Source organism: Pseudomonas wadenswilerensis, assembly GCF_024749185.1.
Lineage (GTDB): Bacteria > Pseudomonadota > Gammaproteobacteria > Pseudomonadales > Pseudomonadaceae > Aquipseudomonas > Aquipseudomonas wadenswilerensis.
On the sequence record NZ_CP087191.1, the window covers coordinates 1 to 24,366 of the forward strand.

A 24,366-nucleotide genomic window follows, 5' to 3' on the forward strand; every position below is an offset into this window, starting at 1 on the left:
GTGTCAGTGGAACTTTGGCAGCAGTGCGTGGAGCTTCTGCGCGATGAACTGCCTGCCCAGCAATTCAACACCTGGATCCGTCCGCTACAGGTCGAAGCCGAAGGCGACGAGTTGCGCGTCTATGCGCCCAACCGTTTCGTTCTCGACTGGGTCAATGAAAAGTACCTGAGCCGTCTGCTCGAGCTGCTGGGTGAACACGGCAACGGTATTGCGCCTGCCCTTTCCTTATTAATAGGCAGCAGACGCAGTTCGGCGCCGCGTGCCGCGCCTAATGCACCGCTCGCCGCGGCTGTAGCCGCATCCCAGGCCCAGGCTGCGAAAACTGCGGTGGTCAACGAACCTGTAGCCGCACCCGTAGCAGCACCGGCACCGGTGGCCGAAGTCGAGGAAGCACCTTCGCGTGACAGCTTCGATTCCATGGGCGAAACCAATGCCGCCCCGGCGCCAAGCGGCCGCACCGAACAACGCACCGTGCAGGTCGAGGGTGCGCTCAAGCACACCAGCTACCTGAACCGCACCTTTACCTTCGAGAACTTCGTCGAAGGTAAGTCCAACCAGCTGGCCCGCGCTGCGGCCTGGCAGGTTGCCGACAACCCCAAGCATGGCTACAACCCGCTGTTCCTGTACGGCGGTGTGGGCCTGGGTAAAACCCACTTGATGCACGCTGTGGGTAACCACCTGCTCAAGAAGAACCCGAATGCCAAGGTGGTGTACCTGCACTCCGAGCGCTTCGTCGCCGATATGGTCAAGGCGCTGCAACTCAATGCCATCAACGAGTTCAAGCGTTTCTACCGTTCGGTCGATGCGCTGCTGATCGATGACATTCAGTTCTTTGCCCGTAAAGAGCGTTCCCAGGAAGAGTTTTTCCACACCTTCAACGCCCTGCTCGAAGGCGGTCAGCAGGTCATTCTGACCAGCGATCGTTATCCGAAGGAGATCGAAGGGCTGGAAGAGCGCCTGAAGTCGCGTTTCGGCTGGGGCCTGACCGTCGCGGTAGAGCCTCCGGAGCTCGAAACCCGGGTAGCGATCCTGATGAAGAAGGCCGATCAGGCCAAGGTCGACCTGCCGCACGATGCTGCTTTCTTTATCGCTCAGCGAATTCGCTCGAACGTGCGTGAACTCGAAGGCGCACTGAAACGGGTGATTGCGCATTCGCACTTCATGGGTCGCGACATCACCATCGAGCTGATTCGCGAATCGCTCAAGGATCTTTTGGCACTGCAGGACAAACTGGTGAGTGTGGATAACATCCAGCGCACCGTTGCCGAGTACTACAAGATCAAGATCTCCGATCTGTTGTCCAAACGTCGTTCCCGTTCGGTAGCCCGTCCGCGGCAGGTCGCCATGGCCTTGTCCAAAGAGCTGACCAACCACAGCCTGCCGGAAATCGGCGACGTTTTCGGCGGCCGCGATCACACCACCGTGTTGCATGCGTGCCGCAAGATCAACGAACTCAAGGAATCCGACGCGGATATCCGCGAGGACTACAAGAACCTGCTGCGGACTCTGACGACTTGATGAACGTCAGCGCAGCTTATTAAAGGCAAGGGACTAGACCATGCATTTCACCATTCAACGCGAAGCCCTGTTGAAACCCCTGCAACTGGTCGCAGGCGTCGTCGAGCGCCGCCAGACCTTGCCGGTACTGTCCAACGTACTGCTGGTGGTACAAGGTCAGCAATTATCGCTGACCGGTACCGACCTGGAAGTGGAACTGGTAGGCCGTGTGCAGCTGGAAGAGCCGGCTGAGCCTGGCGAGATCACCGTGCCTGCGCGCAAGCTGATGGATATCTGCAAAAGCCTGCCCAACGACGTGCTGATCGATATCAAGCTCGATGAGCAGAAGCTCGTGGTCAAGGCCGGCCGTAGCCGCTTCACCCTGTCGACCCTGCCAGCCAATGATTTCCCGACGGTGGAAGAAGGCCCTGGCTCGCTGACCTGCAACCTGGAGCAAAGCCGCCTGCGCCGCCTGATCGAGCGCACCAGCTTCGCCATGGCCCAGCAGGACGTGCGCTACTACCTCAACGGCATGCTGCTGGAAGTGTCCACCGATACGCTGCGCGCCGTCGCCACCGACGGTCACCGTCTGGCCATGTGCTCGATGCGTGCCGATATCGGCCAGGCTGATCGCCACCAGGTCATCGTACCGCGCAAAGGTATCCTCGAACTGGCGCGCCTGCTCACCGAACCGGATGGCATGGTCAGCATCGTTCTGGGTCAGCACCATATTCGCGCCACCACCGGTGAGTTCACCTTCACCTCCAAGCTGGTCGATGGCAAGTTCCCCGACTACGAGCGTGTACTGCCCAAGGGCGGCGACAAGCTGGTGGTCGGCGACCGTCAGGCACTGCGTGAGGCCTTCAGCCGTACCGCGATTCTGTCCAACGAGAAGTACCGCGGCATCCGCCTGCAACTGGCCAATGCCCAGTTGAAGATTCAGGCCAACAACCCTGAGCAGGAAGAAGCGGAAGAAGAAATCAGCGTCGAGTACAACGGTAGTTCGCTGGAAATCGGCTTTAACGTCAGCTACTTGCTCGACGTACTGGGTGTCATGACCACTGAGCAGGTTCGTCTGATCCTGTCGGACTCCAACAGCAGTGCCCTGCTGCAGGAAGCTGACAACGACGACTCCGCTTACGTTGTCATGCCGATGCGTCTGTAATTTGTCCAGCAGACTCTAGATGTCCCTCAGTCGCGTTTCTGTCACCGCGGTGCGTAACCTGCACCCGGTGACCTTCTCTCCCTCCCCCCGCATCAATATCCTGTACGGCGCCAACGGCAGCGGCAAAACCAGCGTGCTGGAAGCCGTTCATCTGTTGGGCCTGGCCCGCTCGTTTCGCAGCACTCGCCTCACGCCGGTCATTCAGTACGAGCAACTGGCTTGTACGGTATTCGGCCAGGTCGAGTTAAGCGAAGGCGGTTCGAGCAACCTGGGGATTTCGCGGGATCGGCAAGGTGAGTTCACCATTCGCATCGACGGTCAGAACGCCCGTAGTGCTGCACAGCTGGCAGAGATACTGCCCCTGCAACTGATCAACCCGGACAGTTTTCGCCTGCTCGAAGGCGCTCCGAAAATACGTCGGCAGTTCCTCGATTGGGGAGTGTTCCACGTGGAACCCCGCTTCATGGCCACATGGCAACGCCTGCAGAAGGCTTTGCGGCAGCGGAACTCATGGTTGCGGCATGGTACACTTGACGCTGTTTCGCAAGCGGCCTGGGACCGGGAACTGTGCCTGGCCAGCGCGGAAATAGATGAATACCGTCGCAATTACATCAAGGCCTTGAAGCCCGTCTTTGAGCAAACCCTGAGCGATTTGGTCGAGCTCGAAGGGCTGACCCTGAGCTATTACCGTGGCTGGGACAAGGATCGCGAACTCAGTGAAGTGCTCGCCTCCTCCCTGCAACGTGATCAGCACATGGGCCATACCCAGGCCGGCCCACAACGTGCCGACCTGCGCCTGAGACTCGGCGCCCATAACGCGGCTGACATTTTGTCTCGCGGCCAGCAGAAGCTGGTGGTCTGTGCATTGCGTATCGCCCAAGGCCATCTGGTTAGCCAGGCGCGTCGCGGCCAATGTATTTATCTGGTGGATGACTTGCCGTCGGAACTCGACGACCAGCACCGCCGCGCACTTTGTCGCTTGTTGGAAGACTTACGCTGCCAGGTGTTTATCACCTGTGTAGATCAAGAATTATTGAGGGAAGGCTGGCAGACGGAAACGCCAGTTGCTTTGTTCCACGTGGAACAGGGCCGTATCACCCAGACCCACGACCATCGGGAGTGAAGGCATGAGCGAAAATCAAACGTACGACTCCTCCAGCATCAAGGTGCTGAAAGGGCTAGATGCCGTGCGCAAGCGTCCCGGTATGTACATTGGCGACACCGATGATGGTAGCGGCCTGCACCACATGGTGTTCGAGGTGGTCGATAACTCGATCGACGAGGCACTCGCCGGCCACTGCGATGACATCACCGTAATTATTCACCCGGACGAATCCATCAGTGTTCGCGACAACGGTCGTGGCATTCCGGTTGACGTGCATAAAGAGGAAGGCGTTTCCGCCGCCGAGGTCATCATGACCGTCCTCCATGCGGGCGGTAAGTTCGACGACAACTCCTACAAAGTATCCGGCGGTCTGCACGGTGTAGGTGTGTCGGTAGTTAACGCTCTCTCCGAGCAGTTGATCCTCACCGTTCGCCGCAGTGGCAAGATCTGGGAACAGACTTACGTCCACGGTGTTCCACAAGCGCCGATGAAAATCGTTGGCGAAAGTGAAACCACCGGTACCCACATCCACTTCAAGCCATCGGCTGAAACCTTCAAGAATATCCACTTCAGCTGGGACATCCTGGCCAAGCGGATTCGTGAACTGTCCTTCCTCAACTCCGGCGTTGGCATCCTGCTGAAGGATGAGCGTTCGGGCAAAGAAGAGCATTTCAAATACGAAGGCGGTCTGCGTGCCTTCGTTGAATACCTGAACACCAACAAGACTCCGGTCAACCAGGTATTCCATTTCAGCGTTCAGCGTGAAGACGGCGTGGGTGTGGAAATCGCCCTGCAGTGGAACGACAGCTTTAACGAGAACCTGTTGTGCTTCACCAACAACATTCCGCAGCGCGACGGTGGTACTCACCTGGTCGGATTCCGCTCGGCGTTGACCCGTAACTTGAACAACTACATCGAGCAGGAAGGCCTGGCCAAGAAGAACAAGGTTTCGACCACCGGCGACGACGCCCGTGAAGGTCTGACCGCGATCATCTCGGTGAAGGTGCCAGATCCGAAGTTCAGCTCGCAGACCAAAGACAAGCTGGTGTCCTCGGAAGTGAAAACAGCCGTGGAACAGGAGATGGGCAAGTACTTCTCCGACTTCCTGCTGGAGAACCCGAACGAAGCCAAGGCAGTTGTCGGCAAGATGATCGACGCCGCTCGTGCCCGTGAAGCTGCACGTAAAGCGCGGGAAATGACTCGCCGCAAAGGTGCGCTGGATATCGCCGGCTTGCCGGGCAAACTGGCGGACTGCCAGGAGAAGGACCCTGCTCTTTCCGAACTGTACCTGGTGGAGGGTGACTCCGCGGGTGGCTCGGCCAAGCAAGGCCGTAACCGCAAGACCCAGGCGATCCTGCCGCTCAAGGGCAAGATCCTCAACGTCGAGAAAGCACGCTTCGACAAGATGATCTCGTCCCAGGAAGTGGGCACGCTGATCACCGCGCTGGGCTGTGGTATCGGCCGCGAAGAGTACAACATCGACAAGCTGCGTTATCACAACATCATCATCATGACCGATGCTGACGTCGACGGTTCGCACATCCGTACCCTGCTGCTGACCTTCTTCTTCCGTCAGCTGCCGGAACTGGTCGAGCGTGGTTACATCTACATCGCTCAGCCGCCGCTGTACAAGGTCAAGAAAGGCAAGCAAGAGCAGTACATCAAAGACGACGACGCCATGGAAGAGTACATGACTCAGTCGGCTCTGGAAGATGCCAGCCTGCACCTGGACGAATCCGCACCACCTGTTTCCGGCGTCGAGCTGGAGCGTCTGGTCAACGAATTCCGTACCGTGATGAAAACCCTCAAGCGTCTGTCGCGCCTGTACCCGCAGGAGCTGACCGAGCACTTCGTCTACCTGCCGGCGGTCTCGCTGGAGCAGCTGGGCGACCACGCTGCCATGCAGGAATGGCTGGGCAAGTTCGAAGAGCGCCTGCGTATCAGCGAGAAGTCCGGCCTGCTGTACAAGGCCAGCCTGCGCGAAGACAAAGAGCGCAACGTCTGGCTGCCGGAAGTGGAAATCACCTCCCACGGCCTGGCCAGCTATGTCACCTTCAACCGTGACTTCTTCGGCAGCAACGACTACCGCACCGTCACCGCCCTCGGTGCACAGCTGAGTACCCTGCTGGGTGAAGGCGCCTACGTGCAACGTGGCGAGCGCAAGAAAGCCATCACCGAGTTCAAGGAAGCCCTCGACTGGCTGATGACCGAAAGCACCAAGCGCCACACTATTCAGCGATACAAAGGTCTGGGTGAGATGAACCCGGATCAGCTGTGGGAAACCACCATGGACCCAACTGTGCGCCGCATGCTCAAGGTGACCATCGAAGACGCGATCGCTGCCGATCAGATCTTCAACACCCTGATGGGCGACGCCGTTGAGCCACGTCGTGAGTTCATCGAGAGCAACGCTCTGGCAGTGTCCAACCTGGACTTCTGATCAGGTGTAGGTTCAAAAATGCAACATCATCAAGCCCGCTCACGCGGGCTTTTTGTTGCGTTGGCTTCCATGTGTTGAGCTGCTCGGTTCAGCGCGCCTCTTCCTCGTCTTTTACTTCGCTCCAACTGCTGTCGGGGTCGAAACGCGTAATCGCAGCAGCTTGCTTGGCGCTGTCACGGCCGAGGTCTTTCTCGAACAGTTCGCCGTCGTGGCTGATCATGAAACTCATCACGCCAGTGTCGCCGTAGTCTGCCGGCCAGGCGATCACGGCAAAGCCGCGCGTCATGCGATCGCCAATCATGTAGTCATAGGCGCCGCCCGGCGCCGAAGGGCCTTGGCCAGTGAGGATGCGATAGTGGTAGCCATGCCAGTCGTCGCCAGTCGCGGTATCTCCAAAAAGCGGTCCGAGCGGACTTTCTTCGACACCGCCCTCTTCCGGCCAGTACAGGCCGTCGAACTGCCCGTCGCTACTGATGAACTTCTGCGCGTATTCGAGGACCCCATCGTCATTACGATCAATCTCGGCGTAATCCATCTGCGCGTCGTGATAGGCACGCGCCGCTTGAATTGTCGCCAGTTCGTCGCGTCCGATGCGGCGCTGGCGGATTTCCTCGGCGCCAGCTTTGGTGTCGAATGCCCAACCGCCAGTATTGTGTCTGATGGGAATCGGGAACATCCAGGGCGTGTCGCCGACGACCAGATGTGCACGCTTCGGGTTGTCGGACTGAACCTGATGTTTTTCCTTGTAGAGGGAGAGAAAGGCATCAACATCTTTACGATCGACGTTCTTGGTCGGGATATAACTCTTCCAGTCGTTGCCGAGCAAGTTCGCCAACTGTTGGCTATCGGCCTTTTCACTTCCAAGCGCCTGCACCAGTGCTTCGCCGGCGGCCTCCGGGGTTGGGAAGTGTTTCTGAGCGAAACTGCTGGATGTCCAGAACAGGAGCAGAACCAGCACAATTCGACTAGCAGCATTCATGACTGACTCTCCTCTCAACGGCGACGGCCGCCACCGCTGGGTTGCATCCGCGCGGGTCGTTGCACCTGGTGGCCCGCAGACGCTGCGGACGGTCGGCTGGCGCTCCGTTGGCTGATCTGGCCACGATTACTCGCGCTGCGTGACTGCGAAGGGTTGCGCACCCCGGCCAACGCATTGTTGCGGGGCGCCTGGGCGCTAACATGTTGCTGGCGAACTTGTTGGTTGCGCCCCGGCTGCTGAGGCTGGCGGTTCTTCTGGGGCGCCTGCGCACGTTGGCGAGCCTGACCGTCATTTTTCAGTTGGCGGTCGGCGACCTGGGCGCGCTCGCGTGCGTTGCCGGACGGGTTGATGCCCTGCTTTTCCAGGCGCTGTTGGGCGCGCTCGCGGTCGGCACTTTGCACCCGTTGGCGGGCTTCAAGGTTACTGGTTGCCGGTGCTTCGATGCCGCGCTGTGCCAGGGTTTCACGGGCTCGCGCGCGATCTTCGACCCGGGCCGGCGTGTCTCCGCGGTAGGCTGTGCGCTCTGCGCTGCCGGGTAAGCGCCGGTCGAACTGGGTTCGACTGGCTTGGTCGCGGTACGGGACGCCGTCGCGATACGCAGGATTATGGCGCCAGTTGTTCTGGTTGGCATCGAGCCTGCGGTTGACGTTGTTGATATTGTTGTAGCGATTGACGTTGATATCGACGTCATGATCGTCCCAGTCACAATCCCCCCACAGTGAATTGACGATCGCTATTCCAGCACCGAAAGCCAGGCCGGTCGCTAACGCCGTGCCGATGGCATACCCCGGTGGTGGCGGATAATACGCTGGAGGGTAGGATGGCGAGGACCAACTGCCGTACACCACAGAGGGGTTGTAGCTTGGCACGTATACAACCTGCGGGTTGGTCGGCTGGATAACGATAGTCTGTGCCGGCGCGGTACCTTGCACCACCGTGGTCGTGCCGCCTGCGGGGGCGCTTGACGGTTGCACGATAACGGTCTGCTGAGCGTTGGACTCCAGGTGGCCAGCAGCCTTGGCCTTGGCGCGCAGGCGCTGGACCGAGTTCATCACCGCGTCGGGCTGGGCGAGAAAGGCATCACCGACTCGCTGCACCCAGACCGGGTCCTGGCCAAGTGTGGCCAGCACCTGCGGAAAAGCCACCAACGATTGCACGCTGGGGTCCCAAGGTTGGTCGGCGACCTGCTTGACGGCGGCATCACCGCTGACGTTCGGATGCGCCTTGGACCAGACAACCGCGTCGGCGACATTGCCTGGATAGGTGGTGGCCATCAGCACCTGAGCCAGTAAAGCGTCCGGATACAACGCCAACGGTGCAAGCATTTGATCAAGCTGTTCGGCGTTGAACACCGCCTCGCTTGGCGTCGTCGGAGCGGCCGGTACAGCCGGTACAGCCGGTACAGCCGCTGCAGCCGTTGCAGGCGCCGTGGCGGTTGCCTTAGGTTGCGCATCCTCTTCGGAACAGCCAAAAAGCGCGAGTATGGCGATGGTGAGCAAGATCGCCCTGTGAAGGCAGGCAGACATGACGATGCTCCTGTGGCAGAAAAGACAGAGCGGAACGTCAGGCGCCCTGGCACCTGGTTACCGACTCGGCAATCGACGCATGGAAAGCTCTTCGCAGCGGGTGAGCAGTTTCAGCGTAGAAGAAAAAGCCGGGGTTTGTTGTTTCTGCGTCGGGCTCAAAGGCCCAATTCGCGCAGGCGTCGGTACAAGGTGCGTTCACTCATCCCCAGATGACGCGCCAGCTCACTGCGCGATCCATTGAAGCTGTCCAGGGCCTGGGCCAGCTGCCCGAGGTTGTCTTTGGATCGACGGCTCATGCTTGGCATCGGCCCAAGTACCGAACCGAGCTCCGTAGGCAGATGCTCGGCACGAATCAGTCCGTCGTCGGCGAACAGCCGCGCCCGCTCGAGGATATTGCGCAGCTCGCGAATGTTGCCGGGATAGGCGTACAAGTTCAGCCGTTTCATCGCTTGTGGATCGACCTGCGGCGCTGCAGAACCTGCCATTCGTTGCAGCAGGCTCTGGATCAACAACGGCAGATCATCGACCCGCTCGCGCAACGCCGGCAGGCGAATGGGGAAGCCGCTAATGCGGTAGTACAGGTCTTCACGGAAAGTGCCCGCCGCTGCCATTTCCTTGAGTGGTTTGTGGGTGGCCGAGACCAGTCTGAAATCTGAGTGAACCGTGCGCAGGCTGCCAACCGGGCGAAAGCTGCCGGACTCGATCAGGCGCAGCAGTTTGACCTGCATCGGCAACGGCACTTCGCCGATCTCATCGAGGAACAAGGTGCCGCCATGGGCGGCTTCCGCCAGGCCGATCTTGCGCTGGTGGGCGCCGGTAAAGGCACCCTTCTCGTAACCGAACAGTTCGCTCTCGAACAATGACTCGGTCAGGCCGGTGCAATCGACCACCACCAATGGGCCGTTTGCCCGTGGACTGCCCAAGTGCAGCGCGCGGGCAAACAGCTCCTTGCCGGTACCGGATTCGCCCTGGAGCAATACCGGGATTTGCGCAGGTGCCGCACGCTGAAGGCTCGCCAGTGCGTCCTGGAACGCCGGTGAGCGCCCGACCAGGCCGTGTTGTTGGGGCTGAGCCGAAGCGACGGTGATGCTGGTCAGGCGCTCGACAAAAGCTACCACCTCACCCTGCTTGTCGAGGATAGGGCGTAACTCGACGTCCACATGCTCCGGCCCGCGAGGGGTGTGGTGCACATGCAACACACGCTCGGGCAGCCGACTGTCCCAGGCCTTGCGCATCGGGCAGTGTTCACCGGCCTGGTCGCAAGGGACGGCGTAGTGGTGGGACACCCGGTGGCACTTGGCGCCAATGGGCGGCTGGCCGTCAATGCCGAACTGGCGTCGGTAGGCACCGTTGGCGGCAAGAATGTTGTAGTCGGTGTCCAGCACGATGGTCGGCTGGGCGTCGTGTTCGAGGTAGGACACCAATGCCTGTACGGCAGGATGAGGAGCAACAGCAGTAGAGAAAGACATGGCGACACCTGGGCAAGCACGGGCAAAGCTTAACTGAAGGTGCCAGGGACTGCCAAAAACTGCCAGGTGCTGCCATGTCACTGCCAACTATGCTGACAGTCTGGCAGCGATGAGCGATATGCCGCCTGAAATACCGCCGTAACCATTGGGAAAAGGCCTACCTATTCCGTGGCACATATCTTGATGACAGCCTGTCCACTGCCAGCAAGGCTTCATACCTGGCACCTGTGATGAATTCGGAGCGTAGTAAATGATCATCGGCGGCAACTTGTATGTGGAGGCACTGTTCGACAGTGTGACTTCGACCATCAGCTACCTGGTGATGGACCGTAGCAGCGGCGACTGTGCCTTGATCGACAGTGTGCTGGATTACGATCCAAAGTCCGGGCGCACCACCAGTGCTTCGGCAGACAAGCTGATTGGCCGGGTGACTGAACTGGGCGGCAAGGTTCAGTGGATTCTGGAAACCCACGTACACGCAGATCACCTGTCTGCGGCGGCTTACCTCAAGCAGGCCCTGGGTGGCCAGATCGCCATTGGTAGCCAGATCACCCAGGTGCAGAAAGTCTTCGGCGCGCTGTTCAATGCCGATACCGGTTTTGCCCGCGACGGTAGCCAGTTCGATGTGCTGTTCGACGATGAGCAGCCCTTCACCATCGGCAACCTGCAAGCGCGTGCCCTGCACACGCCCGGGCATACCCCGGCCTGCATGACCTACGTGCTGGAAATCGAAGGACAGAGCATCGCCTTCGTCGGCGACACCCTGTTCATGCCTGACTACGGCACCGCCCGTTGCGACTTCCCTGGCGCCAGCGCGCGCACCCTGTACCGCTCGATCCAGCGCATCCTCGCCCTGCCCGCCGAGACGCGCTTGTTCATGTGCCACGATTACCTGCCGGGTGGCCGCGAACTACGTTACATGACCACGGTGGCCGAACAGCGCGCCAGCAATATCCATATCCATGAAGGCATCAGCGAAGACAGCTTCGTCGCCATGCGCGAAGCCCGCGACGCCACCCTGGAGATGCCGGTACTGATCCTGCCCTCGGTGCAGATCAACATGCGCAGCGGCCAGCTGCCCGAACCTGAAGAGAACGGAGTGCGCTACCTGAAGATCCCGCTCAACGTGCTCTGAGCTTCACCCCAGAATTATTATTAGAAGGACCCTGCCATGCATGCTCAACCCTCCCCTGCCGAGGTGCCGAAAGGCGACCATCATAAAGTGCTGATCGTCGGTGCCGGTGCCGCCGGTATCGCCGCCGCTTCCAGCTTGATCTGCCGCGACCCTTCGCTGGATGTCGCAATCATCGACCCGGCTGACGTTCACTACTACCAACCCGGCTGGACCATGGTCGGCGCTGGCATCTTCCAGGCCCCTTCGACGGCACGTACCATGGCTTCGACCATTCCTGGTGGCGTGCAGTGGATCAAGGCGCGGGTCGAGACCTTTGACCCGCAGGCACAAACGGTCACCCTGAATGACGGCCGTCTGCTCAGTTACGAGCAATTGGTGGTTTGCCCAGGGCTGAAGCTCGATTGGGACGCCATCGAAGGCCTGAGCGAAACCCTCGGGCGCAATGGCGTGACCTCCAACTACCGCTACGACCTGGCGCCCTACACCTGGCAATTAGTGCAGAATCTTCGTGAAGGGCGGGCACTGTTCACCCAGCCGCCGATGCCGATCAAGTGTGCCGGTGCACCGCAAAAGGCCTTGTACCTGTCTTGCGATCACTGGTTGCGCAACGGTCGCCTGGGGAACATCCAGGCACAGTTCTTCAATGCCGGTGGCGTACTGTTCGGTGTGCCCGACTATGTTCCAGCGCTGATGGAGTACATCGACAAGTACGCAGTCGACCTGCAGTACGCCCACCGCCTGGTTGCTGTCGATGGTCCGGGCAAGCGGGCGACCTTCGTGCGCACCCTGCCCGATGGCAGCAGCGAAACCCGGGTTCAGCCGTTCGACATGCTGCATGTTGTGCCGCCGCAGGTCGCTCCCGATTTCATCCGTAACAGCCCGCTGGCTGACCAGGCCGGCTGGATCGATGTCGACCCGGCCACCCTGCGTCACCAGCGCTACGCCAACATCCACGCCCTGGGCGATGGCATCAATACCAGCAATGCCAAGACCGCGGCGGCTGCACGCAAACAGGCGCCGGTGGTTGCCAATAATGTACTGGTGGCGCTGGGGCGCCTGCCCAACCTCGCCCACTATGATGGCTATGGCTCCTGCCCGTTGACCGTCGAGCGCGGCAAGATCGTGCTCGCCGAGTTCACCTATGGCGGCAAGCTGGCGCCGAGCTTCCCGCGCTGGTTGCTCGACGGTCGCCGGCCGACGCGCCTGGCCTGGCTACTGAAGGCACAGATCCTGCCGCCGCTGTACTGGTGCTGCATGCTCAAGGGCCGTGAGTGGCTGGCCAAACCCCGGGTTACCGCCGAGGGCCTGCGGTGATCGAGCATCAGTTTCTTGCGGCAGGTTTGGGAGCGATCATTGGTGCGGTGCTGGCGCTGACCGGCGCCGGCGGCGGCATTCTTGCCGTGCCCTTGTTGGTATTCGGCCTGGGCTTGTCGATGGTCGAGGCGGCGCCAGTCGGCCTGCTGGCCGTCGGCATGGCGGCGGCGGTGGGTGCCCTGTTGGGATTGCGCCAGGGCCTGGTGCGTTATCGCGCGGCGCTGTTCGTGGCGTTGATCGGCATTGCTATCGCGCCCTTCGGCCTGATGCTTGCCCATCGTTTGCCGAACGGGCCATTGGCCCTGACCTTCGCCCTGGTGCTGGTCTATGCCTGTGCACGCATGCTACTCAAGGCTCGCCGGGAGCTTCGCGGCGAGCCGCCATTGGGCCAGCGCATGGTCATGCCCTGTGTGCTCAACCCTTTGCAGGGGCGTCTGCGCTGGACCCTGCCCTGCGCCCGCGCACTGGCCTTTACCGGCGCGCTGTCCGGCTTGCTTTCGGGGTTGCTGGGTGTTGGTGGCGGCTTCGTAATCATCCCGGCACTGAGCCGCTACACCAACCTGGACATGAAGAGCATCGTTGCCACTTCGCTGGCGGTGATCGCCCTGGTGTCCACCGGCAGTGTGGTCAGCGCGACGGTCGGCGGCGTCATGCATTGGGCGGTGGGCGCCCCCTTTGCCGGCGGCGCCGTGCTCGGGCTGCTGCTGGCTCGCCAGGTCGCCAGCAAACTGGCCGGGCCGCGACTGCAGCAAATGTTCGCGGGTGTGGGTATCTGCGCGGCATTGTTGCTGGCGGTCAAAACCCTGGGCAGTTGACGCCCTACTCCGCCAGCAAGGCGTCCTGCTCTTGCGCGCACAGGGCCAGGAGGAAATCCCAGACCACGCGCAGGCGCACTGACTTGTGCAGCTCACGGCGGGTACAGATCCAGTAGCTGCGCTGGATGGTCTCGCTGGGCAGCACCCGCACCAGTGCCGGATCGTGGCGGGCCATGTAGTTGGGCAACACGGCGATGCCCAGGCCGGCGCGAGCGGCCTGTTGCTGGGCGATCACGCTGGTGCTGCGAAACGCGACATTGGGTGCCCGGCAGAAGCTGTTCAAAAACAGTAATTCCTGGCTGAACAGCAGGTCGTCGACGTAGCCGATCCAGCTGTGCTTGGCCAGGTCTTCGCGATGATTGAGCGCCGGCGCCTGGGCCAGGTATTCGGGGCTGGCGTACAGCGCCAGGCGGTAGTCGGTGAGTTTGCGAGTTATCAACAGGTCGGCGTTGGGTCGCTCAAGGTGAATGCTGATTTCCGCCTCGCGGTTGAGGATGCTGACAAACCGCGGTACTGCCACCAGCTCCACCTCAAGCCCCGGGTAGCGCTCGAACAAGCTGCCCATGCGCGGGGTGAAGAACATGATGCCGATGCCTTCGGTTACCCCCAGGCGAATCTTGCCCAGCGGGGTGATGGCCTGGGTGATCTCTTCCTGAGCCAGCAGGGCAACGTTTTCCATGGCTTCGGCGTGCTTGAGCAGGGCCTGCCCGGAAGGCGTCAGTTCGTAGCCCTGGGCATGCTGAACGAACAGCGCGGTGCCCAGACTTTGCTCGATATTGTCGATATGCCGGGCCACGGTGCTGTGGGTGGTGTTGAGGCGTTTGGCCGCGGTCAGCAGCCGGCCGCTGCGCTGCAACTCGAGAAAAAACCGCAGATCATTCCAGTCGAACATGCTTTTCCTTGTGAATCAGGTGTTCACGGACGTTGTGTTAAAACGCACAGCACTTGAGTGAAATCTAACGTTTTCATCCCGAAATTAATCAATAACATGGGCTGGGACAAGAATAATAATCAGGCGCGAGGTTGCCCATGCCATCAGCCGATCCTGTCTACGACTATGTGGTGGTGGGTGCCGGCCCTGCCGGATGCCTTCTGGCCAATCGTTTATCCGCCGAGCCAGGCTGCCGGGTGCTACTGCTCGAAGCCGGTGGGCGCGACAACTACCCCTGGATTCACATTCCGGTGGGCTACCTCTATTGCATCGGCAATCCCCGCACCGACTGGTGTTTCAAGACCCAAGCGCAACCCGGCCTCAATGGCCGTGCCCTGGGTTATCCACGGGGCAAGGTGCTCGGTGGCTGTTCGTCCATCAACGGCATGATCTACATGCGCGGCCAGGCTGGCGACTACGATCGCTGGGCCGAGCAAGGCAATGCCGGATGGGCCTGGAAGGATGTGCTGCCACTGTTCAAGGCCAGCGAAAACCACTTTGGCGGCGCCAGCGAAGCCCATGGCAATGAAGGCGAGTGGCGGGTCGAGCAACAACGCTACTCCTGGCCGATCCTCGATGCGTTCCGCGAAGCGGCGGCGCAGAGCGGCATCGCCAGCGTTGCTGACTTCAACACCGGGGATAACCAGGGCTGTGGATACTTTCAGGTCAACCAGCGTTCCGGCATTCGCTGGAACTCGGCCAAGGCCTTTTTGCGCCCGATCCTCAAACGTCCCAACCTGACCGTGCTGACCGATGTGCTGGTTGACCAGGTAGTGCTGGAAGACGGCCGTGCTTCCAAGGTACGTGCCCGCTGGCAAGGCAACTGGCAGAACTTCAGCGCACGCCGGGAAATCATCCTGTGTGCAGGCTCCGTGGGTTCACCCGGGATCCTGCAGCGCTCCGGCATTGGTCCGCGCGGCTTGCTCGAGAGCCTGGGGATAACTGTTCGTCACGAGCTGCCCGGCGTTGGTGGCAACCTGCAGGACCATCTGCAACTGCGTTTGATCTATCAGGTTACCCAGGCGCGAACCCTCAACCAGGTCGCCAACAGCCTCTGGGGCAAGCTCGGCATGGGCCTGCGTTACCTTTACGATCGTAGCGGTCCGCTGGCGATGGCGCCGAGCCAATTGGGGGCTTTTGTTCGTTCCGGGCCCGAACAGGCTTCGGCCAACCTGCAGTACCACGTGCAGCCCCTGTCGCTGGAACGCTTCGGCGAGCCACTGCACCGCTTCCCGGCGTTTACTGCTTCGGTGTGCAACCTGCGCCCGGCCAGCCGCGGGCGTATCGATATCCGTTCGGCCAACCCGGACGATGCACCGCTGATCGATCCCAACTACCTGAGTGACCCCGAAGACCTGCGCGTTGCCGCCCAGGCCATTCGCCTGACCCGCAAGATCGTCCGGGCCCCTGCCCTGGCTGCCTTCAGCCCGCGCGAATACCTGCCCGGCCCGGACCTGCAAAGCGAAGAGCAACTGCATGAAGCCGCCGGGCAGATCGGCACTACGATCTTCCACCCGGTGGGTACTTGCCGCATGGGCAACGGGCCGCTGGATGTGGTCGACGACCAGCTGCGGGTGCACGGCGTGCCGGGGCTGCGCATCGCCGACGCCTCGATCATGCCGCAAATCGTCTCCGGCAATACCTGCTCACCGACCCTGATGATTGCCGAGAAGGCGGCGCAATTGATTCGCCAGGGGACGTTATCCACAACCAGCATCGACGAAAACACCGCCGTACCGACGCCCTGACCAGGGTGCGTAGCAACAACGGCGCCGGACGCAGTCTGCCGGCGCCGACAGTGGAACAACAAGAATAGTCACTGGGGCCTGCAGGCCGAGGACAGCAACGATGTCGGATTACATTCAAGAGCAGGGCGCTGCAACGGCGAGCAATAGTCGCCGGGAAGAACGCAAGATCATTTTCGCGTCATCCCTCGGGACGGTTTTCGAGTGGTATGACTTTTTTCTTTATGGGGCGCTGGCCGCGGTCATCAGCAAGCAGTTTTTTGCCGGGGTGAACGACACCACTGCCTTTATCTTTGCCTTGATGGCCTTCGCCGCCGGTTTCCTGGTGCGGCCCTTCGGCGCGCTGGTGTTCGGCCGCCTGGGCGACATGATCGGACGCAAGTACACCTTCCTGGTCACCATCGTGCTTATGGGCCTGTCGACCTTTGCCGTTGGCCTGTTGCCGACCTATGCCAGTATCGGCATTGCTGCACCGATCATTCTGGTGGTGTTGCGCATGCTTCAAGGCCTGGCGCTGGGCGGCGAGTACGGTGGCGCAGCCACTTATGTTGCCGAGCATGCACCACCCGGCAAGCGCGGCTTCCACACCGGTTTTATCCAGTCCACCGCAACCCTCGGCCTGCTGCTGTCGTTGCTGGTGGTACTCGGCAGCCGCTATATCAGCGGTGACCAGTTCGAAGTCTGGGGCTGGCGCTTGCCGTTCCTGCTGTCGATTGTGCTGCTGGGGATTTCCACCTGGATTCGCATGAGCATGCATGAGTCGCCAGCCTTCGTGAAAATGAAGGCTCAGGGCAAGACCAGTAAAGCGCCGATCCGCGAGTCGTTCGGTTCCTGGCCCAACCTCAAGGTGGTGCTCACTGCGCTGTTCAGTATCAACGCCGGCCAGGCGGTGACCTTCTACACCGCGCAGTTCTATGTGCTGTTCTTCCTCACCCAGATGCTCAAGATGGACCCGGCCCAGGCCAACACCCTGCTGATCATCAGCGTGGTGATCGGCGCGCCGTTCTTCGTGTTTTTCGGTTGGCTGTCGGACCGGGTCGGGCGCAAGCCGATCCTGATGCTCGGCTTGCTGCTGGCCACGGTGCTGTATTTCCCGCTGTTCAAGGCCCTGAGCTACTACGCCAACCCGCAGATCGACGCCGCCAGCCGTCAGGCGCCGATTGTGGTGATGGCCGACCCGCAAGGCTGCACCTTCCAGTTCGACCCGGTGGGCAAGGCGCGTTTTGACAGCCCCTGCGACAAGGTCAAGACCTTCCTGGTCAAACAGGGCCTGCCCTACAGCTCGGCTGAAGCGGCCGCTGGCGCCGAGGTGGTGGTGAGTATTGGCGAGCAGCAGATCAGCGGCTTTGACGAAGCCGCCATGCGCGCTGCCATCGACAAGGCCGGCTACCCGGCCAAAGCAGACCCTGCCAGCGTCAACCAGCCGATGGTGGTGCTGCTGATCGTGGCCATGATCCTGATCGCGACCATGACCTACGGCCCGCTGGCGGCGGTGATGGTCGAACTGTTCCCGACCCGTATCCGCTACACCTCGATGTCGCTGCCCTACCACATCGGTAACGGCTGGTTCGGCGGCTTCCTGCCCACCGTGTCCTTTGCCCTGGTGGTGTACACCGGCGACATTTTCTACGGGCTCTGGTACCCGGTGTTGATCACCGGCATCAGCCTGGTGGTGGGGCTGTTCTGCCTGAAGGAAACCCGTGACGTGGATATCGACAAGGTGTGAGGATTTGCAGGCACAAAAAACCGGCGTAAGCGCCGGTTTTTTTATGCCGCGAAAAAACTTATGCACGATTTTCAGAAAACAGTCATACAGAGAAATAAGTAGCTAAATTAATCACTTAGCGGATTTTTCGCTGAGAAATCCAAATACTGTACACAAGTTATCCACAGATCGGTCAGGCCACGCCTTGCGCTTGGTTTGGCGCTGCTGCAGGCAGTGAGCCGAGGTCACGCTGGGTTTGTTCGTTCCACGCAGCAGCACGGTCGTTGAGCTCGGCAATGGCCCGTGGGCCGCTACCTTCGGCAAACATCGGGGCGCCAATCACCACCTCGATGGTGCCGGCGCGCTTGCCCCAGCCCTGCTTGGGCCAGAACTTGCCGGCGTTGTGGGCGATTGGCAGCACCGGCAGGCCAGCGTTCACCGCCAGCGCGGCACCGCTGCGCGAGAACTTGCCGATCTGGCCAAACGGCACGCGGGTGCCTTCGGGGAAGATCAGTACCCAGACGTTCTCCTTGAGCAGCTTGTCGCCCTTGCTGGCAACTTGCTTCAAGGCCGCCTTGGGGTTGTCGCGGTCGATGGCGATCGGCCGCAGCATGGCCATGGCCCAGCCGAAGAACGGCACATACAGCAGTTCACGCTTGAGCACCTGGCTCAAGGGCGAGAAATAGGCGGAAAGGAAAAAGGTTTCCCAGGTGCTCTGGTGGTTGGAGAGGATCACGCAGGGTTGCTTGGGGATGTTCTCAGCCCCGGTGACCCTGACCTTGATGTTGAGAAACACCCGTACCAGCACCAGCGCAAAGCGGCACCAGTAGACGTTGATGAAGCGGTAGCGGGCGCTGAATGGCAGAAACGGCGCGATAAAAAAGCTCAGGGTGCACCACAGCAAGGAGCTGGTACCCAGCAGCAGGTAAAAAAGAAAAACTCTGATCGCCTGCAAGATCGACATAGCGGCATGTACCGTTGCGGGCTTGCCCGCCTAGTAAAAGTGCGCCTGTTTTGCAGACGCGCTAGTTGTGGATAAGTTCTCTGGCGATGGCTGCCAGATCATCGAAAATCAGCGTGTTCTCTGGAATTCCCTTGCTCAGGGTCTTCTCGCCTTTTCCGGTTTTTACCAGAATCGGTTGAGCATCGACGGCCAAAGCGGCTTCCAGGTCACCCTTACTATCACCGACAAACCACACGCCGGCCAGATTCACGTCGTAATGCGCGGCAATGCTGGTGAGCATGCCCGGCTTGGGTTTGCGGCAGGCGCAGCCCTCATCGGGCCCGTGCGGGCAATAGACGATCAGCCCGACTTCGCCACCCTGCTCGGCCACCAGCTTGCGCAATTGCGCATGCATGGCGTCGAGAGTAGCCAGGTCGTAGTAGCCACGGGCAATGCCGGACTGGTTGGTGGCAACCGCCACCGTCCAGCCGGCCTTGCTCAACTGCGCAATCGCTTCGATCGAACCCGGGATCGGAATCCACTCGTCCAGCGACTTGATGTAGGCGTCGGAGTCCTGGTTGATCACCCCGTCCCGATCGAGAATCAGCAGTTTCAAGACTTACCCCAGCAGCGAAATGTCGGCCACGCCCAGGAACAGACCGCGCAGGCGGCTGAGCAGGGCATAACGGTTGGCGCGGACATTGGCGTCGTCGGCGTTGACCATCACCGCCTCGAAGAAGGCGTCGACCGGTTCACGCAGGGCTGCCAGGCGCGCCAGCGATTCGCTGTACTGGCGCGCGGCAGCCATTGGCTGCACGGCCTGGTCGGCTTGCTGGATGGCCGAGTACAGGGAGAACTCGTTGGCGTTGTCGAAGTACTTCGGCTCGACCGTGGTGGCGACAGCGCCTTCGGCCTTGCTCAGCAGGTTCGACACGCGCTTGTTCACCGCGGCCAGGGCAGCGGCTTCCGGCAGTTGGCGGAAGGCCTGGACGGCCTGCACGCGCTGGTCGAAGTCCAGGGCCGAGCCTGGCTTGAGGGCACGCACCGACAAGTAGGTGGCAACGTCGATACCCTCGTCTTCGTAACGGGCACGCAGACGATCGAAGACGAACTCCAGTACCTGCTCGCCCAGGCCGGCGGCCTTGACCTTGGTACCGAACTGGCTGACTGCGAAGTTCACCGCTTCGTTCAGGTCCAGGTCCAGCTGTTTCTCGATCAGGATGCGCAGTACGCCCAGCGCTGCACGACGCAGGGCATAGGGGTCCTTGCTACCGGTCGGGAGCATGCCGATACCGAAGATACCCACCAGGGTGTCGAGCTTGTCGGCGATGGCCACAGCCGCGCCGGTCAGGGTCGACGGCAGTTCGGCACCGGCACCGCGCGGCATGTACTGCTCGTTCAGGGCCAGGGCAACGTCTTGCGGCTCGCCGTCGTTGAGCGCGTAGTAGTAGCCGGCAACACCCTGCATTTCAGGGAACTCGCCGACCATTTCGGTGGCCAGGTCGCATTTCGACAGCAGCCCGGCACGCGCCGCACGTTGGGCGTCGCCGCCAATGCGCTGAGCGATGAAGGCAGCCAGCTTGGCAACCCGCTCGGCCTTGTCGAAGACACTGCCCAGCTGGGCCTGGAACACTACGTTCTTCAGGCGCTCGTTGAAGCTTTCCAGCGGCTGCTTCTTGTCTTGCTTGAAGAAGAATTCGGCGTCGGTCAGGCGTGGGCGCACGACCTTCTCGTTGCCTTCGACGATCTGCTTCGGATCGCGACTCTCGACGTTGGCCACGGTGATGAAGCGCGGCAGCAGCTTGCCGTCGGCATCCAGCAGGCAGAAGTATTTCTGGTTGTCCTGCATGGTGGTGATCAGGGCTTCCTGCGGTACTTCAAGGAAGCGTTCCTCGAACGAGCACACCAGCGGCACTGGCCATTCGACCAGGGCGGTCACTTCATCGAGCAGCGCTGGCGGCACGATGGCGCTGCCTTCCTGTTGCATTGCCAGTTCGGCGGTACGCTTGCTGATCAGCTCGCGGCGCTCGGCAAAATCTGCCAGGACGTACGCCTTGCGCAGGTCTTCCTGGTAGTTGGCCGGGGCGCTGATGCGCACGTTTTCCGGATGGTGGAAGCGGTGGCCACGGGATTCACGACCGGCAGTCTGCGCCAGCAGGGTGCAGTCGACCACTTCGTCACCGAGCAGCATGACCAGCCACTGGGTTGGACGCACGAACTCTTCCTTGCGTGCACCCCAGCGCATGCGCTTGGGGATCGGCAGGTCGTTGAGCGAGTCTTCGACGATGGTTGGCAGCAGGCTGGCGGTGGCCTTGCCCGGGATGTGCTGGGAGAAGCGCAGCTTGGCGCCGCTCTGGTCGATATCCGACAGCTCTACCCCACACTTCTTGGCGAAGCCCAGGGCGGCCTGGGTCGGGTTGCCTTCAGCATCGAAGGCGGCCTGGCGTGGCGGGCCGTCGAGGTTGACGCTGCGGTCCGGCTGCTGGGTGTCGAGGTTGCGGATCAGCACGGCCAGGCGGCGCGGCGCGGCGAACACCTGCTTGTCGGTGTAGTTCAGGCCAGCGGCCTGCAGGCCTTTCTCGATACCGGCGAGGAAGGCGTCACCGAGGCTGCTCAGGGCCTTGGGTGGCAGTTCTTCGGTGCCCAGTTCAACCAGGAAATCTTGAGCACTCATTGTGCAGCCTCCAGCTTAGCCAACACTTCATCACGCAATTCAGGGGACGCCATCGGGAAGCCCAGCTTGGCGCGGGCTTGCAGGTAGCTCTGGGCTACGGCCCGGGCCAGGGTCCGTACGCGCAGGATGTAACGCTGACGCTCGGTCACCGAGATGGCGCGGCGGGCATCGAGCAGGTTGAAGGTGTGCGAGGCCTTGAGGACCATTTCATAGGTCGGCAGCGGCAGCTCCAGCTCGATCAGGCGGTTGGCTTCGCTTTCGTAGAAGTCGAACAGTTCGAACAGCTTCTCGACGTTGGCGTGTTCGAAGTTGTAGGTCGACTGCTCCACTTCGTTCTGGTGGAACACGTCGCCGTAGGTCACCTTGCCGAACGGGCCGTCGGTCCAGATCAGGTCGTAGACCGAATCCACGCCTTGCAGGTACATGGCCAGGCGTTCCAGGCCGTAGGTGATTTCACCGGTGACCGGGAAGCATTCGATGCCGCCCACTTGCTGGAAGTAGGTGAACTGGGTGACTTCCATGCCGTTGAGCCAGATTTCCCAACCCAGACCCCAGGCGCCGAGGGTCGGCGATTCCCAGTTGTCTTCGACGAAACGGATGTCGTGCACCAGCGGGTCGAGGCCGATGGCTTTCAGCGAGCCCAGGTACAGTTCCTGGAAGTTCGCCGGGTTCGGCTTGAGGACCACCTGGAACTGATAGTAGTGCTGCAGGCGGTTCGGGTTTTCGCCATAACGGCCATCCGCCGGACGACGGCTAGGCTGCACATAGGCGGCGTTCCAGGTTTCCGGGCCGACGGCGCGCAGGAACGTGGCAGTATGGAAAGTGCCGGCGCCTACTTCCATATCGTAGGGCTGAAGCACCACACAACCTTGCTCGGCCCAGTAGTTCTGCAGGGCGAGGATCAAGTCTTGGAAGGTACGCACGGCTGGCGTAGGCTGGCTCACGAAATTCACCTGTTTCTAGGGCTGCGAATATAAAGAGCGGGAGTATAACCCGATTCGCGCAGGCCTCTACCCTTGGAGCCTTATGCCACGTTGCTTTTGGTGTACCGACGATCCGCTTTACCAGGCTTACCACGACCAGGAATGGGGCACGCCGCAGCGTGATCCTGGCCAGTTGTTCGAGATGTTGCTGCTCGAAGGCTTCCAGGCCGGGTTGTCGTGGATCACTGTGCTGAAGAAACGCGAACGCTACCGTCAGGTGCTGTTCGGCTTCGATCCGCAGCGCCTGGCGCAAATGAGCGATGAAGAGATCGAAGAGCGCATGCTCGACCCGGGCATCATCCGCAACCGCCTCAAGCTCAATGCCGCGCGGCGCAATGCGCGGGCCTGGCTGGCGCTGGAGAACCCCGTTGAATGGCTTTGGTCGTTCGTCGGCGGCGCACCGAAGATCAATCATTTCGGCCAGCGCAGCGAGGTCCCGGCAGTCACCGATGAGGCCAAGGCAATGAGCAAGGCACTGCAGAAAGCCGGCTTCACCTTTGTCGGCCCGACTATCTGCTACGCCTTCATGCAGGCCACCGGCATGGTCATGGATCACACCCGCGATTGTGATCGCTACGCCGCTCTGCTGCGCTGAGGGTTACAATGGCCGGCTTGCAGAAAGAGGAACCAGCCTGTGGATAAATTCAAGGGCGCCTTGATGGTCGGGGCGTTGCGGTTGTTTGCCAAACTCCCCTGGGGCGCGGTACAGCGAGTCGGCGCGGCCATCGGCTGGATCATGTGGAAGGTGCCGAACAGTTCGCGCAACGTCGTGCGCATCAACCTGGCCAAATGCTTCCCGGAAATGGACCCGGTTGCCCGTGAGCAACTGGTTGGCCGGACCCTGATGGACATCGGCAAATCCTTTACCGAAAGCGCCTGTGCCTGGATCTGGCCGGCCCAGCGCTCGCTCGACCTGGTGCGCGAGGTCGAAGGCCTGGACGTGCTTGAAGCTGCCTTGGCGTCGGGCAAGGGCGTGGTCGGCATCACCAGCCACCTGGGCAACTGGGAAGTGCTCAACCACTTCTATTGCAGCCAGTGCAAACCGATCATTTTCTATCGCCCGCCCAAGCTCAAGGCGGTTGATGACCTGTTGCGCGAGCAGCGCGTGCAGCTGGGTAACCGCGTGGCCGCTTCCACCAAGGAAGGCATCCTGAGCATCATCAAGGAAGTGCGTAGAGGCGGTCAGGTCGGCATTCCGGCAGACCCGGAGCCGGCCGAGTCGGCGGGGATCTTCGTGCCGTTCTTCGCCACCAAGGCGCTGACCAGCAAATTCGTGCCAAACATGCTCGCTGGCGGCAAGGCAGTCGGGGTGTTCCTGCATGCCCTGCGCCTGCCGGATGGCTCTGGCTTCAAGGTGATCCTGGAAGCGGCGCCCGAGGCGATGTACAGCGAAGACACCGAAACCTCGGCGGCGGCCATGAGCCAGGTGGTCGAGCGCTATGTGCGGGCGTATCCGAGCCAGTACATGTGGAGCATGAAGCGCTTCAAGAAGCGTCCGGCGGGTGAGCCGCGCTGGTATTGAGCTCCCTATCGCAGGCAAAGCCAGCTCCCACAGGATCGAGTTCGGCCATCAATTGTGGGAGCCGGCGTTGCCGGCGATGGACCGCGAAGCGGTCCTAAACAGCCTTGTCGAGCTTCTTCAGAAACACCGTCATCTCTTTCTCGGCCTGCTTGTCGCCATGGGCGCGAGCCGCTTCCAGCCCCTGCTCCCAGGCCTTGCGTGCACCCGCCAGGTCTCCCTGTAGCTGATGCGCCTTGCCCAGCAGCTTCCATGCCGCCGAATACTTCGGGTCGTGCTCAACGCAGCGCTGCAAGTGCACGGCCGCCTCGGCGCCATTGCCTTCATCGAGCCAGGCCTTGCCCAGGCCAAAGCGCAACAGGGCGTTATCCACACCCTTGGCCAGCATCTTTTCCAGTGATTCGCGCATTCCAGGTCCCTC

Annotated in this window: 20 protein-coding genes; 11 read left to right on the forward strand and 9 right to left on the reverse strand. The window is 61.1% G+C overall.

All coding sequences use genetic code 11. The features are described from left to right. The 4 genes from dnaA to gyrB are packed head-to-tail and all read left to right on the forward strand — an operon-like array spanning position 1 to position 6,207. Positions 1-1,518: a chromosomal replication initiator protein DnaA gene (gene dnaA / locus LOY45_RS00005; protein ID WP_115084556.1), complete on the forward strand. Its 1,518-nt coding sequence runs from the start codon at positions 1-3 to the stop codon at positions 1,516-1,518. A 40-nt stretch (positions 1,519-1,558) separates the two neighbouring features. Further along, positions 1,559-2,662, forward strand: a complete 1,104-nt coding sequence (gene dnaN / locus LOY45_RS00010; protein ID WP_038997897.1) for a DNA polymerase III subunit beta — start codon at positions 1,559-1,561, stop codon at positions 2,660-2,662. 19 nt (positions 2,663-2,681) lie between these two features. Further along, positions 2,682-3,785 carry a DNA replication/repair protein RecF gene (gene recF, locus LOY45_RS00015; protein ID WP_010222707.1) on the forward strand — a complete coding sequence of 368 codons (1,104 nt, stop codon included), beginning with the start codon at positions 2,682-2,684 and terminating at the stop codon, positions 3,783-3,785. Positions 3,786-3,789: 4 nt separating this feature from the next. Continuing rightward, entirely contained in the window at positions 3,790-6,207 is a 2,418-nt protein-coding gene (gene gyrB, locus LOY45_RS00020; RefSeq protein WP_115084554.1) for a DNA topoisomerase (ATP-hydrolyzing) subunit B, read from the forward strand. An 88-nt stretch (positions 6,208-6,295) separates the two neighbouring features. Here gyrB and LOY45_RS00025 read toward each other — a convergent pair whose 3' ends face one another. From LOY45_RS00025 to LOY45_RS00035, 3 genes are all read right to left on the reverse strand, one after another. Next, on the reverse strand, positions 6,296-7,186 hold the full coding sequence (locus LOY45_RS00025) for a DUF2950 domain-containing protein (protein WP_134065274.1): 891 nt from the start codon (positions 7,184-7,186) through the stop codon (positions 6,296-6,298). A 14-nt stretch (positions 7,187-7,200) separates the two neighbouring features. After that, positions 7,201-8,712, reverse strand: coding sequence for a DUF3300 domain-containing protein (locus LOY45_RS00030; RefSeq protein ID WP_258578603.1), 1,512 nt, complete (start codon positions 8,710-8,712; stop codon positions 7,201-7,203). Between the two features lie 155 nt (positions 8,713-8,867). Then, positions 8,868-10,181 (reverse strand): sigma-54 interaction domain-containing protein, encoded by a 1,314-nt coding sequence (locus LOY45_RS00035; protein ID WP_115084547.1) that lies wholly within the window; start codon positions 10,179-10,181, stop codon positions 8,868-8,870. 250 nt (positions 10,182-10,431) lie between these two features. Between LOY45_RS00035 and LOY45_RS00040 the strand changes: the two genes are divergently transcribed. From LOY45_RS00040 to LOY45_RS00050, 3 genes are read left to right on the forward strand one after another with little or no spacing between them, the layout of a single operon-like run. Continuing rightward, positions 10,432-11,316 (forward strand): MBL fold metallo-hydrolase, encoded by an 885-nt coding sequence (locus tag LOY45_RS00040; protein ID WP_115084545.1) that lies wholly within the window; start codon positions 10,432-10,434, stop codon positions 11,314-11,316. A gap of 36 nt (positions 11,317-11,352) precedes the next feature. Continuing rightward, entirely contained in the window at positions 11,353-12,630 is a 1,278-nt protein-coding gene (locus LOY45_RS00045; RefSeq protein WP_258578604.1) for an NAD(P)/FAD-dependent oxidoreductase, read from the forward strand. Further along, positions 12,627-13,445, forward strand: a complete 819-nt coding sequence (locus LOY45_RS00050; RefSeq protein WP_115084541.1) for a sulfite exporter TauE/SafE family protein — start codon at positions 12,627-12,629, stop codon at positions 13,443-13,445. The genes LOY45_RS00045 and LOY45_RS00050 overlap by 4 nt, the downstream gene beginning before the upstream one ends. A gap of 4 nt (positions 13,446-13,449) precedes the next feature. Here LOY45_RS00050 and LOY45_RS00055 read toward each other — a convergent pair whose 3' ends face one another. Beyond that, positions 13,450-14,337, reverse strand: a complete 888-nt coding sequence (locus LOY45_RS00055; protein WP_115084539.1) for a LysR family transcriptional regulator — start codon at positions 14,335-14,337, stop codon at positions 13,450-13,452. Between the two features lie 137 nt (positions 14,338-14,474). Here LOY45_RS00055 and LOY45_RS00060 point away from each other — a divergent pair, with 137 nt between their 5' ends. After that, a complete protein-coding gene (locus tag LOY45_RS00060; RefSeq protein ID WP_115084537.1) occupies positions 14,475-16,124 on the forward strand; it encodes a GMC family oxidoreductase in 1,650 nt (549 codons plus the stop codon). A 100-nt stretch (positions 16,125-16,224) separates the two neighbouring features. Continuing rightward, entirely contained in the window at positions 16,225-17,847 is a 1,623-nt protein-coding gene (locus LOY45_RS00065) for an MFS transporter (RefSeq protein ID WP_115084535.1), read from the forward strand. Positions 17,848-18,019: 172 nt separating this feature from the next. Here the strand turns inward: LOY45_RS00065 and LOY45_RS00070 are convergent, their stop codons facing one another. The 4 genes from LOY45_RS00070 to glyQ all read right to left on the reverse strand — a co-directional run bounded on the left by LOY45_RS00070 (position 18,020) and on the right by glyQ (position 22,387). Beyond that, positions 18,020-18,790, reverse strand: coding sequence for a lysophospholipid acyltransferase family protein (locus tag LOY45_RS00070; RefSeq protein WP_258578605.1), 771 nt, complete (start codon positions 18,788-18,790; stop codon positions 18,020-18,022). Between the two features lie 61 nt (positions 18,791-18,851). Beyond that, positions 18,852-19,385, reverse strand: coding sequence for a D-glycero-beta-D-manno-heptose 1,7-bisphosphate 7-phosphatase (gene gmhB, locus LOY45_RS00075; RefSeq protein ID WP_115084531.1), 534 nt, complete (start codon positions 19,383-19,385; stop codon positions 18,852-18,854). Positions 19,386-19,388: 3 nt separating this feature from the next. Continuing rightward, on the reverse strand, positions 19,389-21,443 hold the full coding sequence (gene glyS, locus LOY45_RS00080) for a glycine--tRNA ligase subunit beta (RefSeq protein WP_115084530.1): 2,055 nt from the start codon (positions 21,441-21,443) through the stop codon (positions 19,389-19,391). Then, a complete protein-coding gene (gene glyQ / locus LOY45_RS00085) occupies positions 21,440-22,387 on the reverse strand; it encodes a glycine--tRNA ligase subunit alpha (protein ID WP_115084528.1) in 948 nt (315 codons plus the stop codon). The genes glyS and glyQ overlap by 4 nt, the downstream gene beginning before the upstream one ends. Before the next feature lie 82 nt (positions 22,388-22,469). Here glyQ and LOY45_RS00090 point away from each other — a divergent pair, with 82 nt between their 5' ends. Together LOY45_RS00090 and LOY45_RS00095 are read left to right on the forward strand one after the other, a co-directional pair. Further along, positions 22,470-23,021: a DNA-3-methyladenine glycosylase I gene (locus tag LOY45_RS00090; protein ID WP_115084526.1), complete on the forward strand. Its 552-nt coding sequence runs from the start codon at positions 22,470-22,472 to the stop codon at positions 23,019-23,021. A 39-nt stretch (positions 23,022-23,060) separates the two neighbouring features. Then, the gene (locus LOY45_RS00095) at positions 23,061-23,948 is read left to right on the forward strand and encodes a lysophospholipid acyltransferase (protein ID WP_115084525.1); all 888 of its coding nucleotides are present in this window, start codon (positions 23,061-23,063) and stop codon (positions 23,946-23,948) included. Between the two features lie 94 nt (positions 23,949-24,042). Here LOY45_RS00095 and LOY45_RS00100 read toward each other — a convergent pair whose 3' ends face one another. Beyond that, positions 24,043-24,354, reverse strand: coding sequence for a tetratricopeptide repeat protein (locus LOY45_RS00100; RefSeq protein WP_134065285.1), 312 nt, complete (start codon positions 24,352-24,354; stop codon positions 24,043-24,045). Positions 24,355-24,366: the final 12 nt, after the last annotated feature.

Excerpts from the sequence above, each read along its gene's own strand:
- dnaN (WP_038997897.1), top strand. The coding sequence starts at position 1,559 with ATGCATTTCACCATTCAACGCGAAGCCCTGTTGAAACCCCTGCAACTG.
- recF (WP_010222707.1), top strand. The coding sequence starts at position 2,682 with ATGTCCCTCAGTCGCGTTTCTGTCACCGCGGTGCGTAACCTGCACCCG.
- gyrB (WP_115084554.1), top strand. The coding sequence starts at position 3,790 with ATGAGCGAAAATCAAACGTACGACTCCTCCAGCATCAAGGTGCTGAAA.
- LOY45_RS00025 (WP_134065274.1), bottom strand. The coding sequence starts at position 7,186 with ATGAATGCTGCTAGTCGAATTGTGCTGGTTCTGCTCCTGTTCTGGACA.
- LOY45_RS00030 (WP_258578603.1), bottom strand. The coding sequence starts at position 8,712 with ATGTCTGCCTGCCTTCACAGGGCGATCTTGCTCACCATCGCCATACTC.
- LOY45_RS00035 (WP_115084547.1), bottom strand. The coding sequence starts at position 10,181 with ATGTCTTTCTCTACTGCTGTTGCTCCTCATCCTGCCGTACAGGCATTG.
- LOY45_RS00040 (WP_115084545.1), top strand. The coding sequence starts at position 10,432 with ATGATCATCGGCGGCAACTTGTATGTGGAGGCACTGTTCGACAGTGTG.
- LOY45_RS00045 (WP_258578604.1), top strand. The coding sequence starts at position 11,353 with ATGCATGCTCAACCCTCCCCTGCCGAGGTGCCGAAAGGCGACCATCAT.
- LOY45_RS00055 (WP_115084539.1), bottom strand. The coding sequence starts at position 14,337 with ATGTTCGACTGGAATGATCTGCGGTTTTTTCTCGAGTTGCAGCGCAGC.
- LOY45_RS00060 (WP_115084537.1), top strand. The coding sequence starts at position 14,475 with ATGCCATCAGCCGATCCTGTCTACGACTATGTGGTGGTGGGTGCCGGC.
- LOY45_RS00065 (WP_115084535.1), top strand. The coding sequence starts at position 16,225 with ATGTCGGATTACATTCAAGAGCAGGGCGCTGCAACGGCGAGCAATAGT.
- LOY45_RS00070 (WP_258578605.1), bottom strand. The coding sequence starts at position 18,790 with ATGTCGATCTTGCAGGCGATCAGAGTTTTTCTTTTTTACCTGCTGCTG.
- glyS (WP_115084530.1), bottom strand. The coding sequence starts at position 21,443 with ATGAGTGCTCAAGATTTCCTGGTTGAACTGGGCACCGAAGAACTGCCA.
- LOY45_RS00090 (WP_115084526.1), top strand. The coding sequence starts at position 22,470 with ATGCCACGTTGCTTTTGGTGTACCGACGATCCGCTTTACCAGGCTTAC.
- LOY45_RS00100 (WP_134065285.1), bottom strand. The coding sequence starts at position 24,354 with ATGCGCGAATCACTGGAAAAGATGCTGGCCAAGGGTGTGGATAACGCC.